13 protein-coding genes are annotated in these 12,414 nt (G+C 56.4%); 3 read left to right on the plus strand and 10 right to left on the minus strand.

The features are described from left to right. Window positions 1-855: 855 nt before the first annotated feature. The 3 genes from C6N40_RS14200 to C6N40_RS14210 all read right to left on the minus strand — a co-directional run bounded on the left by C6N40_RS14200 (window position 856) and on the right by C6N40_RS14210 (window position 2,585). The gene (locus tag C6N40_RS14200; RefSeq protein ID WP_162782250.1) at window positions 856-1,131 is read right to left on the minus strand and encodes a hypothetical protein; all 276 of its coding nucleotides are present in this window, start codon (window positions 1,129-1,131) and stop codon (window positions 856-858) included. Between the two features lie 193 nt (window positions 1,132-1,324). Beyond that, complete coding sequence (locus tag C6N40_RS14205) at window positions 1,325-1,759, minus strand: hypothetical protein (RefSeq protein WP_162782251.1); 435 nt, start codon at window positions 1,757-1,759, stop codon at window positions 1,325-1,327. A gap of 22 nt (window positions 1,760-1,781) precedes the next feature. After that, a complete protein-coding gene (locus tag C6N40_RS14210) occupies window positions 1,782-2,585 on the minus strand; it encodes an SH3 domain-containing protein (RefSeq protein WP_275887162.1) in 804 nt (267 codons plus the stop codon). On the opposite strand from C6N40_RS14210, the gene C6N40_RS14215 reads away from it, so the two are divergent. After that, window positions 2,569-2,784 (plus strand): hypothetical protein, encoded by a 216-nt coding sequence (locus tag C6N40_RS14215; protein WP_162782253.1) that lies wholly within the window; start codon window positions 2,569-2,571, stop codon window positions 2,782-2,784. The genes C6N40_RS14210 and C6N40_RS14215 overlap by 17 nt on opposite strands. 57 nt (window positions 2,785-2,841) lie before the next feature. Here C6N40_RS14215 and C6N40_RS13620 read toward each other — a convergent pair whose 3' ends face one another. The 6 genes from C6N40_RS13620 to C6N40_RS14675 form a co-directional block, all read right to left on the minus strand. Then, window positions 2,842-4,473: a S46 family peptidase gene (locus tag C6N40_RS13620; RefSeq protein WP_162782254.1), complete on the minus strand. Its 1,632-nt coding sequence runs from the start codon at window positions 4,471-4,473 to the stop codon at window positions 2,842-2,844. After that, window positions 4,470-5,864, minus strand: a complete 1,395-nt coding sequence (locus C6N40_RS13625; protein ID WP_162782255.1) for an ATP-binding protein — start codon at window positions 5,862-5,864, stop codon at window positions 4,470-4,472. The genes C6N40_RS13620 and C6N40_RS13625 overlap by 4 nt, the downstream gene beginning before the upstream one ends. Window positions 5,865-5,869: 5 nt before the next feature. Then, the gene (locus C6N40_RS13630; RefSeq protein WP_106991575.1) at window positions 5,870-8,353 is read right to left on the minus strand and encodes an Hsp70 family protein; all 2,484 of its coding nucleotides are present in this window, start codon (window positions 8,351-8,353) and stop codon (window positions 5,870-5,872) included. Next, complete coding sequence (locus tag C6N40_RS13635; RefSeq protein ID WP_106991576.1) at window positions 8,353-8,721, minus strand: hypothetical protein; 369 nt, start codon at window positions 8,719-8,721, stop codon at window positions 8,353-8,355. Before C6N40_RS13635 ends, C6N40_RS13630 begins: the two co-directional genes overlap by 1 nt. 245 nt (window positions 8,722-8,966) lie before the next feature. Further along, window positions 8,967-10,199 carry an HNH endonuclease gene (locus C6N40_RS13640; RefSeq protein WP_240183533.1) on the minus strand — a complete coding sequence of 411 codons (1,233 nt, stop codon included), beginning with the start codon at window positions 10,197-10,199 and terminating at the stop codon, window positions 8,967-8,969. A 42-nt stretch (window positions 10,200-10,241) separates the two neighbouring features. Then, the gene (locus tag C6N40_RS14675; protein WP_106991578.1) at window positions 10,242-10,598 is read right to left on the minus strand and encodes an HNH endonuclease; all 357 of its coding nucleotides are present in this window, start codon (window positions 10,596-10,598) and stop codon (window positions 10,242-10,244) included. A gap of 383 nt (window positions 10,599-10,981) precedes the next feature. Between C6N40_RS14675 and C6N40_RS13650 the strand changes: the two genes are divergently transcribed. Both C6N40_RS13650 and C6N40_RS13655 read left to right on the plus strand, forming a co-directional pair. Then, entirely contained in the window at window positions 10,982-11,152 is a 171-nt protein-coding gene (locus C6N40_RS13650) for a type II toxin-antitoxin system HicA family toxin (RefSeq protein WP_106991579.1), read from the plus strand. Between the two features lie 171 nt (window positions 11,153-11,323). Beyond that, window positions 11,324-11,740 (plus strand): type II toxin-antitoxin system HicB family antitoxin, encoded by a 417-nt coding sequence (locus tag C6N40_RS13655; protein WP_106991580.1) that lies wholly within the window; start codon window positions 11,324-11,326, stop codon window positions 11,738-11,740. Window positions 11,741-12,006: 266 nt separating this feature from the next. On the opposite strand, the gene C6N40_RS14360 is transcribed toward C6N40_RS13655, so the two are convergent. After that, on the minus strand, window positions 12,007-12,414 hold a 408-nt coding region (locus C6N40_RS14360), incomplete at its 5' end, for a hypothetical protein (protein ID WP_205208625.1).

Here is a 12,414-nt window from a genome sequence, read left to right on the forward strand (position 1 = left end):
GCTGGTCAATTTTCAGCGCGCCTCAACACGCCGACATCAATTGAAGCCTATTGGCAGTGGCTGCGAACTGCTGGATGCACTTGAGAGCGAGTGCAAACACAGAGTACTTTGCCGCAATAGGATTGGCTTCGTATGAGATCCGATCGAATCCGTACTTGTCGCCAACCAACAGCATTGGAGGCAGCCATGCTGACCGAAGGCTGTGCCTTCTGCGGGGGTAGTGGCGACTCGCACGGAATCCTTGGCGGTGTTAATGGGAATGCCTGTTTTGCATGCCTAGCTGAAGCCTTCAGATCTACAGCTCTCCATTACCTTCCCATTCGGAATTCCGACGCAACTCAACAGCTGCGTGAAAACAACGCCAGCTGTCTTATATGCGCGGGACCGGCTTCCTCTACCAACTTAGTCCTCTGCCGCGAGGGCAACTGTATCTGTGGGGATTGCCTCAAGCGCGCGTTCTCGCTGATCGCCGACGACGGATCTCAACCTTACGTCGTGTTCTAGCCATCCCAAGCGAGGACGTTGACATTGTTGAAGCATGGCGACGATTTGCCAGCCCCGACTGGTTTTGCTCGAATCGATCCTGGCCGAGAGAGTAGAGACTTCGACTTTCTTGCCTCGGGAAGGCCTCGGCGTTGCCCTGTGAGCCCGACCAATCTTCGGCGCGCATGGGCGCCTGCTTTAATTGCACGCTAACGCTCCGACCACACATGTCGAACGGGGATATTGCGCTAGCGGAACGCCGTGATGACAAGAAGAACGTACTTCGCAAACCCACCCCGCGTGGCTAGGCTTCCGCTTCTGGCATACGGCGGACATTTAGTTGAAAGATGATTGACGGCGTCGATGGAGGGCCTATTTGGCCAATCCGTTGGCACGGAGACAGTTCTGATACTTCCTTTCCTGATCCTCGGCATAGAACATGCCCTTCTCCGCAGCTCGCTCCATTTCAGCTCTCAGGTACTGATTGGATTCGACGGCCGCTTTCGATCTCAGTAGCGCTGCAGCCTCGTCCGCCGACGATGTTTGGCATTCCGCCCGAACTCGACTTGGTCGCCACTCGTACCAGTAGAAGAGAAAGACGATGACAACCAGAATGCCCACCACGGATAGCCTCACAGGATTGCTCATATACGATGCTCTGCAGAACGCCAGGGAAGATAACGTGCCTCTCCTCGTCTAGATCAGATCCTTCCGGAGAATGTCGTCCGCGAATAAGCAGCGAAAGTTCTGGTCACATTCAAATTGTGCGACACGCCACTTTCGCGCCGAAATAACCTGGCGGGGCCTGCGGAGACAGGTTATGTGCGCTGCACGTTCAGGCCTAGCCGACAAGCGTGAAACCCTTTGGTGCAATGGATGAGTTCCTCTTCTGATAGGCAGAGAGGTACAAGACCCCCAGATCGCCACCATCTAAGCTCGAAATCTGGTAGCCATCCACTGGCTTGTCAACCACTGATGACCCAAAGCTCCCAATACGCTCCGACATGACCTCTACGCCATCATTTCGGAGACTAGCAAGATACGAGTGACAGCCGAGAATCGTCCGGCACGGGATCGGGTTGTCCACAGAGAAGCCAAACTCCCCAAGCCCGTCTGGGAATACATCAGCATCGATCCCATCATCCGACATCCCTGCCAGCAATCCCATCAATGCGTTCTTCAAATCCTCGTTCTCACCAGAAGCTTTAGGCTGCTTCGGCAGCTCACCCAACGGATGCCGCCTTCTCGAACCGAAGAGGAAATCCCGAATTCCCATGCTACCTCCTACGTAAGGCTCACTATTCCCGGAAATCGTCCGCACTGACTGAGCGCGGCACGAAGTTGCCTTGTGATACCCGGGTCAGGGTGTACTCAGCGGCGACGCGACTTTGATAGTTGTTATAGCCGTCCGACTCATAAGTGGTGACGAACGCCACCGTATTTGGGTCCGCAGTAACTTGCATGGCGGACATAAACTCCAAGCACTTCCTGCTAAATTCTTCCCCGGACGCAAACATGAGATTGAAGTGACCCTCCGGGACACTCCTAACAACCCCAGACTGACCCTGATTCACATAGAAGGCCAAGACGGTCTGCGTCCCTTGGCGAAGCTTCACGAGCACATCTTGACTGCCGGCATTGACCGTTAGTTGGTGTTGGCCAGTCAGTGTTTGCTTAAGGATTTCGCCACTATACGGTTTGCGTTTTTCATCATCTTTGCAGACGAGATTGCGCACTTCCTGAAACGTTCCGCGCTCCAGCAAAGAGCTAGATATGTATCCGTCCTGACCCCCAGGAAGCTGCACATTGGACCATCCACCTTCCTCGGAAATGATCGAGACCTCCGTCATCTGATCTACCTGCGTGACCGGAGCCCAACTCGTCCCAGGGCCAGACCGGACGTTTGCCCTTTGCGCGGTCACAAATGCCCTCGGGAATAACGGCGGGGAATCGGCTTGAGGTGGGTTCGGCTGTGCGCTACGAGCGCTAGAGCCCTCAGATCGGCTCGCCCGAGACCCGGAACTATCTGTTAGACCAGCATAGAGTATGGCCGCCAAAAGAAGGCCAAGGAAAGCAATTGTCAGAATGCCATCCCAGCCCATCCCAGAAGATGCCGGTGGATTTGAACTGCGCGTTGGCGCTGACTTGGGGCCGTTGCTTGGTGTAGAAGCACTCACCGAGGATGATCCTCTCGAAGCTCCCGATGTGGGCCTGACCGGGCCGACAGCACTTGAAGGCGATTGGGTCGATGGCCCGATCGTGCTGGAAGCCGGCCTGCAACTCGCAAGGTCAGCCCTGTAGTCACCCCGGCCCGCCGCAATTCCATCGAACCCCATTTTTCCACGGTTGCTCATGCGACTACTTCCCAAGAATAGAGCTGAGCGTGCTTCCGCCCTTCTTCCAATAGATATCGAGCGCCGTGGACAACACCGGAGAGTTCTTTGACTGCCGAAGGTCAATTGAGCCCTTGGCCTTTCCGTCACCACTAGTGAGGACGAGCTGGCCACCTTGAGATGACTTTCTCGCCTCGCCCCAAGGAACGAAAACCTCCTGCGTCGCCCTGAACATCCTCTCGACGGGGATCACCACCCCCCTGTCTGATATTCGCATGCCTCCAAAGGTCATCACAGCGCCACTACGCAGTGTCTGAAGCAGCTCAATTAGCAGTCGAACCCCCACTGCTTTCCAGAGCCTCTCGATCATCGGACCAAACTTGGATTCATCGCTGAACTCTACGAATAGAGTTCCCCGAGGCGAGTAGATCCTCACATCAAACGTTGTTTTGTAGTCACCCCTGAGTCCTCCCCATGAGATGCCATCGACTTCTTCAAGAGACAGACTCGATCCTTTCCAACTAACCCCATTCGTCGACAAGCGAAAGGTGTCCTTAATGAGAAGCCCGAACGTCGCCTCATAGGCAATGGAAGCTGCAAACTCTTCTTGTTCTTTTTTTGATCGAACGGCTTCATTGCGCCGTGCATCTGCAATTTCGACCAATGCTTCAATGTCCTGCTCGACGCGTTCAGCGATCTCGGGAACCTCAGCAAAAATCTCCCGTAGCCTGTCGCTGATGCGTTTTGAGATATTCAGATAGTCGTGCTCATTGAACAGCTCAATGGCGAGCCCTCTCAGGGCCAACGCAAGCCGCACGCTGACCCTGTGCTCCAAGCCGCGACTCTCCATGAGCACCTGAACTGGCTGCGCCTTCTCATCCCAGTGCTGAGCCCTTTCTAGAATTCGAGTCGTCAGCGCGTCAATTTCACCGGCCTCGGCACCCTCTTCGGCCCGCGCCTTGGTAGCGTCAATCAATTTCTCTATGTCCTCAGCCTCAGACTCAAGGAACCCGCCAACTCTCCTCTCGTAAACTTCAACCAGATCGCCAATCAAAGCCGATGCCGGCTCCACTCCGTAGCTGGTTGCCTCCTCGACGAGTTCAGTAACGACTTCAACCAATTCGCTGGATGGGAGGCGATCGAGAGCCTGGACCATCGACTGGACATATGCTCTTCTGAGCTTGGCTAGCTCATCCTCAAGCGGATCCAGGTCATTCAGCAAAGGAAAGCCCGCTACCGATCTGTCCTCATTTATGTCACGCAAGACTTCGTTCAAATCGATGGATTCGAAGTATTGTGCCAAGTCGTCACAACCCACCTTCACGACTTCTCGCTCAGCCTTTATAAGCTTGCAAAGTGCCGTCGATACCGCATTTGCGGCAGCGATTGCCGAAAGCCCGAGATCGCTCCCGATCAAGTTCATAGGATCTCGGAGGAACCCTATGACTTCAGAAGCCTTCCTCGGGCTTGCCCCTGGCAGCCAGCCAAGTTCAGCCGAAAGCCTCGTACGAGTATTCGCGAGCTCGCCACGCGCCGAGACGACAAGAGCATGGTCATGAGTAAGAGCGGCATCTTCCGCTAGCTCTGCGATCTCTGCCTTCGTCGACCTAGTGGACGCACCAAGTAGATGAAATGGATTCGTAAGAATGTTGCTCATATAAACCCAATCTTCCGCTTTTTCACCTCTTCGGTGCGCGCGCCCGCACTTGTCATCGCGGACACGAGATCTTCATTGCAAACACGATCGGAACCGCGCCTCGCGGCTCTTCTACACGCATCTTTGACAACAAAGGCGACGTCGGACATCGGGCGCCCGCACAGACTCGATGCAAGCCTGCTTATATCAACAGCAGAGTCGGTGGGGATCTTCCCGATAAGGAACTCGAGGGCTGATTTCACCTCAACCTCTGATGGCATCCCCACCTCCAGAATGTGGTCGAATCGTCCGCGCCGTACCACTGCCGGATCCAATGCCGTCAGCCGGTTTGTCATCCCCACGACCAGCACCTTAGATTTCGCTGCCTCGGGTATGCGTCTCAGGAACTCCGCGACTTCTTCGACGCGATGCTGTCCACCCGCACCTTCATCCCTGGCTGAAAGAAATGCATCTATTTCATCGATCAACAGAACGGACGGCGCTGCCTCGGCTGCCTCATCGAACATGGCAGCAATCTTCCTTCCGGTCTCGTGAATGTAGGGGCTTCCGATGCTTCCACAGTCAACGGAGAGACACGGCCATCCGAGAAAGTCCACCAACCTCTCAACTGCATACGTCTTGCCACTGCCGGGCGGGCCGTGGAGGAGAATCGCACCGGGAAATCCGACACCCAGCCGCTCGTAGCGATCAGCATTGCGTACGATGTCCACCACATTCTCATTGATAAATGCTTGGAGTTGCGGACGCCCCGGAAGTGAGAACTCGGCTTGCGGGACTCCGTCGCTGACTTCTCTTCCTGCGCCGCTCTCGTCATGAAGGCCCAGGTTGTCGATCGCCTCCAACTGCAGCCTGGACTTGACTACCTCAATATCGCTGACCGTCATCCAAGGTGCGAGGCAGAGCACTCTCCTTGGCGCAAGAATCGAGACGTCAACGCCTCCCGTGAGATACATTCCAACGAGCCGATCTAGCGGCACGTTTTCACCAATAGCAGTTGTCGGAAGCACCCGACTCAGTCGTTCTATGTAGATCGCGTCGGAAGTGTCCAATGACGGGTCGATTTTGAGGCTCGACTGTAGCGCCGCGGCAAAAGCTTCCACATCAGACAAGTCCGTAGGCGCGCTGGGCATGCATAGTGACTCGACCCGGCACCCGTGCCCCCCTTCCACAAGTCCCCAGCACCTACCGGCAACCTCCACGAAGGCTATCTCTCCTTCAGGCATCAGCCGCGATGTGACCCAGCTTTGTGCGGTTCTGCTTTCGACCAAAAGGGCTCTTCCCGACGCACCACAGTCGAAGATTTGCCAGTCATCTCCGGAAGCAACTCGCTTCCTTACGACAGACAGCTTCGGCGTTTGATAGCCGGGCGGAAGCCAGGAATCTTCACTCATGGCCGTCATGCCCGAACAATATTGGAGTCCAGCAGCATTTCTCTGTCGCCGCCAGAGCTAATCTTGATCGAGTACATCAGACCCAGGATTTCCCTAAGAGCTGCGATTTCATCCTTCCTAATGGCGTCATGGCCCAAGGCAACGAGACGCACGTGCTCCGCCCTATCTGCAAACAGGTGGGGTGTGGACGCCAAGCTCTTGAACCGGTCAATGACGAACCAATCCTGCCTAAAGAGCACATCCCAGTTGATTCCCCTCATGCGTTCGAGCTGAATCTCGAAATCGGAGCCCTGGCGATCCATCAATTGGGCAGCAGAGCGTGCAGCGTTATCGAACTGCGTCGATTCAGAAGGCTTGGCTACTTCTCTGCATACCTCATTGAAGAACTTGACGCAGCTGTCGAGGTCGATCTTCCTCGTTTGCGGCAGATTCCTCTTTCTGACGGATGCCAGGATCCGCTTTACTTCGTGGGTGCGATCCAAGGCAGCCTTGGCACCTTCTGCATCATTGGCTTGACCCCTTTTCTCGGCATCGTCAAGCTTCGACTGCGCAACTTCGAGTTCGTCATCTTCTATGTTGGCTCGCATCTCGGAAACTCGCGCCGTGAGTGAAGCAATCGCCTCCGCGACGCGCTCGGATGCATCCTCAAAGTTCAGCTCACCTTCTTTGGTGGAGTAGAAATTAAGGCCGGACCCGACGGTGACGTTGGCGCCTGGAACCGAAACCTCCATCGACAAGGTACCGGCGTCCGAGACTTCATACTCGCAGATGATTTCTTCCCCCTGCGCTATGACCCCACTCTCAAGGTTATCGCCGGTGATCTTGAGTTCGCCAATGAATAGGTTGTCTGTCACAGGGGCGCTGATCTCTCCTTGCCATAGCTTGAAGATAAGCGCCCCCGCCCCCCCGGCCCGAATGGATCGAGCCGAAACAACACGTAGTTGGCCGCGCTTGGGGAGGGGGTCGCCCGAACGAACAATCCACTCAAGCTCCGGCTGTCCGCCTACTTTATCCAGCACTTCCAGGCCGACAGAGTGAGAGGCGGGGATAGCATCGACAGTGGCAGCCGTGCGACTAATGACGATGTCTCTTGTTGGCAACTCTATTGGTGAGCCACCCCCGTCAAGCGCCAAGACTCGGAATGTGTTCTCGCCATTCTTTGTCAAAGTGAGATCCACGCTGGCCCCGTCGACCAGAGACAAGCGCCCGGAACTCCAGCCCGTATCCAAGCTGTCGATCTGAAACTCGGACCCAGAGGGAACATTCCCGGCAACCCTGACGATAAGTTTGGCTTTCCCGGCTGGAGTTCTCGCCGTGTAATTCAGCGTAAGTCCCAGCGAATCGGCACTTAACACGCCCCGGGAGGATTTTCTTCCCCGCTTCTCACTTGACCAGTCGATAGATTCTGCAAATACGGCCGCACCTTCGGCAACGGCAGTCATGGCGTTTACGTCCAGGGCTCCAGATACGCCTAATTCGAAAGCGACCCGCTCACGCACAGTTTTGTACTGCGTCGGACCCCCAACGAAAACGACGCGGTTCACGTCGTGGGGGGCTATGTGCGCCTTCTCCATGGCGTCTCTCACCGCCCTGACCGAATCGTTGATCTGCTGTTCGATCAGCGAGTCCAGCTGGTCTTTATCTAGCGCGCAATCGACGTAGATCTCGACGCCGGCAAGATCGCGCAGGCGGACCTCTGTTTCAGCCAAGGAAACTGAAGATGACCCCTGGGCAGATAGCTCAATCTTTGCCTTCTCCGCGGCCCACTCAACCAAAGAAACCAGAGGCCTATAGGTCGGGTCCGTGCGGAGGGAGTCAGGGAGTTCGAATTGCTCCCGCAGCCAAGGCACCACTACGTTGTCCGCAATCTCACGATCCCAATCTCGCCCACCGCACATCTCGATACCACCATGGGCTTGCAGGCTTACGCGCCCTGACGAGGCATCTGCAATTGCTACATCGAGGGTTCCACCACCGAGATCATAGACGATGAAAATGCCATCGGTAGATCTCTTGCGCATGACGCTCATTACTGCGGCCACCGGCTCTTGCATTAGCGTCACCGCACCAATTCCAGCCAGTTCAGCCGCCTGTAGCGTGGCATCCTTCTGCATCTGGTTGAACGCAGCAGGCACTGTAATAACGGTTCCTACAACCTCTCTCTTCACTTCCTCTGGGAGGTAGCCGAAAAGCGTCTTGAGGACTTCTGCAGAGCATTCTTGAGGAGTCATGGGTTCAGCCGCACCCCGCAACCGCACAGGCGTACTCGTTCCCATGATCCTCTTGAAGAGCCGCGCCGTGCTGTCCGGGGAGGCTGGCGCGAGATCATACGCCCGCTTACCTACGTATCGGCGCCGCCCGTCGTTGTAGATGACGGAAGGAGTAACGTCGTTCTGCTCCGGGCTCTTCCAGACTCGCACATCCTCACCATCATAGGTGCAGATAGCACTATTCGTTGTTCCCAGATCAATACCTACATAGATCGACATTACAGTGCCCCCAAGACATAGGTGCCGGTGCGCATGACGCCTTCAGGCCCCATTACGACTGGTTCAATCATTTGCAAAACAACCAGCGATTCGTGTGGCGACTCGAACTCGTCGAGATTCAAAGGTGTCGCCGCCAATCCAGGCTCAAAGCGCATTCCTTCCAAGGACTCAAGCCGAATGCCTCGCGCACCCATCAACGAATCCACCTTCTTCTGCATGTATCTGGCTTGGCTAACGAATTTCGCCTGCTCGCTTGGATCAAGCTTCGCTACCGCGCGCTGAAACAGGCGGACAAACTTCCAGGCCTCGACCGATATCGTCACCAAGTCGTCGATGTCGTTTCTTTGGACTTCGATTGATTCATCCACAATGTTGCTCCGTGTCTGGCCCCATCTTGAAGGCGCCCTGGAATTCAACTCTCACTATGCTTGTATAGGACGACGTGAGGCGGCACACAATGCTACAGATTCTTGTCCAAATGGGCGCCGGAGCCCTAGGTCGCCAACGCGAAACGCAAGTCAGTTGAGTATCCGGCCAACGCGGCTGGCGCCCGCAACCTTGGCTCCCTTGAGATGCTTAGATGCGGTCAGTCGGTTATGAACAATCCACAGAGCTAACTCGCCCCATGCCTCTCCTGCGCCAGGCGTCTTTGAGCGGCTAGATGAACCGGGTTGGGGTAATTCTCCTCGGACTTGGGCAGACGCAAGGCACACCCTTCGAGAGTCTCGTATTCCGTTCCCATCAATGAAGCAGCAATGCCCACAGTGTGATCCTGATTGATCCATAGCAGCCCCAGATCAAACAAGGTGTGGAGGTCGGACCGCAGCAGCAATCCGTTGTCCACCCTATGTGTATGCTCGCCGCGGTAGGGCACGATGTGCGCGGCTTCGAGCACAGCCACGGCATTGCACCCGGAAATCGTGCAGCAGCTGTCGTAGGCTTCCAGAAGTTTCGCGCGAAACGCCCCTTGCCCCTGGCGTTGGGCAACGGCCATAAGCGTCCACACGCGGGCGTCATGATCTGACGCTAGGGGCGGCAAATGTTCGAACGCTTGCTTTTCGGCTTCAGCCTGCGCTTGGCCGAGCGCAGATAGGGGTAGGGGAACAGCCTCCCACACACCCGCCTCGTTGGGCTGCAGATCCCAGTGGCCCTGTTTATGAGGTCGAAAGACCTCGTAGGTGGTTGCCCGCCTCTTGCCCAGGCGAAACAACCGATCGCGCGGATGATCGCCATCCGTTCTCCAAACCTTTCGGGAGCGGTCATAGTGCCTGCGGTTTACGTCATTGACAGTAAGGAGTGACAGGTTTGCACCAAGATCTGAGTGATCTTCCTTTGTGTAGCGGTTAGCCAGCCATTCTGCTATCTCTTTCGTGCGTGCGGGCCTGCCGATCGCTTCTACTGCTTCGGCCACATGCCAGTACTTCACGCGGCCGCTGGCTCTATCGGCGGCAACGCCCCCTGGCACTACGCCAGTCCGGTCGAAAGCCAGCTCGAAACTACCGTCTTCCAGACGTACCACTCGGCCAATCAAACTAAAGTCTGGCTCAAAGTCTTTTGCCCGCTGCGCATTTCCTTTTCTGACTTCCTCGGGGTCGATGGACGTGGCCACCACAACCCGCAAGGGCAATCCCTCACTCATGGCTTGACGCAGGTGTCTGTAGAACAGCGGTTTGCCCGCCCCCTTCCATTGGGTAGTCGAGGAAACATAGCGGGCCATGTCGTTGGAAAAGTTGTGGTGCCACAAGCTCAACACCACCTGGGGCGGGTCCTCCGATACCACAGAGCTTGTCCACTGCGGGTTCACTATTTCGACGCCATAACGCCGAAAGGCTTCTGACATGCGCATGACGCCCCCCGTTTTCGGCGCATTCTAACGCTTCGCAAGTGCTCAGGTCTGGCTAAGGATATAGCCTGTGGTGGAATGCCATCTCCCTTTCGCCAACCTTCGCTGCACATGCGCTCGATGCGCTTCTGGATCTCTGGCAGGCCGGGCTCGATGCCGCTGAAAATTGCAGTAGGCGCAGGCGGCAACGATATTGTCCTTACTGTCCCTGCCCCCACTCTCGCGAGGCACGAGGTGCTCAGCGGTGCACTTGAAACGCCACACCTGCCTCAACCTGACCCCATGGACCTGAGAAAATTTCTCAGGCTGGCTTTCCCACATAGGGTGGCCACAGTAATTGCAGTTGCCGCCCTGGGCTGCGAAGGCACTCTGGCGAGACTTGATTAGGGTGGACTTTGGCATGTCGGGCTCCGGGAACTGGGGGTTCCCGCTGGCCCCTACCGGGCACCACGGGAGCCCAGCGGAGACATCCGACAGGGCACAACACGGCGCTGAGAAGCTGCCGACGGCGGATTTATAGCCCACATAGCCACCCGCTACCAGTGACCCGCCGGCGTCTGGGCCCGGGCAGGGCCGTCACGGTGCGAGCGCTTCTGGCGCTCTTGCGAGTGCCTCAGTCCTGACCTCGGAGACCGGCCGCCTAGGCCCCGGACCCAGGATCAGGGAGTAAACACGAATGTTGACTGGATAAACACTTTTGTGTAGTATAGGCAATGCGGGGTGTTCCCGCTCATTCGGAGAGTCCTATGTGACGAGGAGGCAAATGGAGAAGGAAAGGAAACGGCATGAACACAGCAGGCTTTAAGCGGGATTTGGCGGCGCGCGGCGCGAGTTTCGAAGAAGGCAAGAAGCACACGAAGGTGTACTTCAAGGGCAAGCAAACCATCATTCCCAGGCACCGGGAGATCCCGGACAACCTTGCCAAGGCGATTTTGAAACAGCTTGGCATCGAGTAACTGATTTTTAGGAACCGGCGTATGGCCGCCCTTCGGGGCGGCCAACAAAGCAAGGACGCGGTGTTTTCGATCCTACAACCACCCGACAAGCAAACACCCTACTAAACGACTAAACGACTAAACGACAATTTACTGAAACCAAACCACGAGAAACTGAGGAAACTAACTGACATGTCGAACTATCCCGCCCGCTTTCAAAAGGAAAGGGATGGGTACGTGGTGACCTTCCGCGACATTCCCGAGGCACTAACCTCGGGCGCGACGAAGAAGGAAGCCATGGAAATGGCAACCGATGCGCTGGCGACCGCGATGGAGTTTTACTTCGAGGATCGCCGCCCAGTGCCCATGCCCACCAAGGCACGTAAAGGAGAAGAGTTGGTCGAACTTCCGGCAAGCGTTGCCGTGAAGGTGCTCCTGCTCAACGAGATGCTCAAGGAGAACATGACCCCTTCCAAGCTCGCCAAGAAGCTGGATACGTCGCCCCAAACCATCACCCGAATCGTGGACTTGCACCACACCACCAAGATCGACACCCTGGCCGACGCATTCAAGGCCATGGGAAAGACCTTGAACTTTTCTGTTGCGTAATGCCCCGTCCGTCTTTCGTGAGCCAGACGGACCGTTGATTCAACCACAAGGGAGCGCATGCAGGCTCACGGCATGCAGACCATACAGCTCATTTCTTCCTGGAAAGCCCCGCCAAGCGCGGGGCTTTTCTTTTCTGGCGTTTGGCTGGTTAGAGCGAGCCGCAGCCAGGATGACCAGTAGGGTCAGGTCAGACTGACAGAGCTCGATGAACGAATTCGGCCAACTCGGGATGGTGTCTCCGGAAACGGCAGCAGCCCAACCCATCGTTAGTCCTCATCCATTGGTTCCACCCAGAACTTGCCGAGTTTGAAGAGTCCCCGGCTCATAACGGGCAATCCGAAAAGGCGCTCTGAGAGGTTATCCCCCACCGCAATCTGATCCTCATTCGGATCGGTCGTAATCAGGACCTGCGGGGAGCGCCACCTGCGCAGTCGAGCCAACCTCACGATCTTTCTTTCAATGCAAACCACCTCGACCTGCGCTACAGGCGGCCGGAGCATCAGCGGAGGTGGATCAACGAGCGAGTCTGGGCCTCCGGGCTCTCTGGTCCAGTTTCCGGCGACTTGCTGCTCCAATCTCCGCTCCTCCAATGGCTCGTCCGCTCCTGGGAAGACCGCAGGAGCATCCTCCACCTGGACACCAGGGTGTTGATGCGCGACCAAAATTGACCACCC

Origin of the sequence: Arenimonas caeni (assembly GCF_003024235.1) — a bacterium.
Taxonomy (GTDB): domain Bacteria; phylum Pseudomonadota; class Gammaproteobacteria; order Xanthomonadales; family Xanthomonadaceae; genus Arenimonas; species Arenimonas caeni.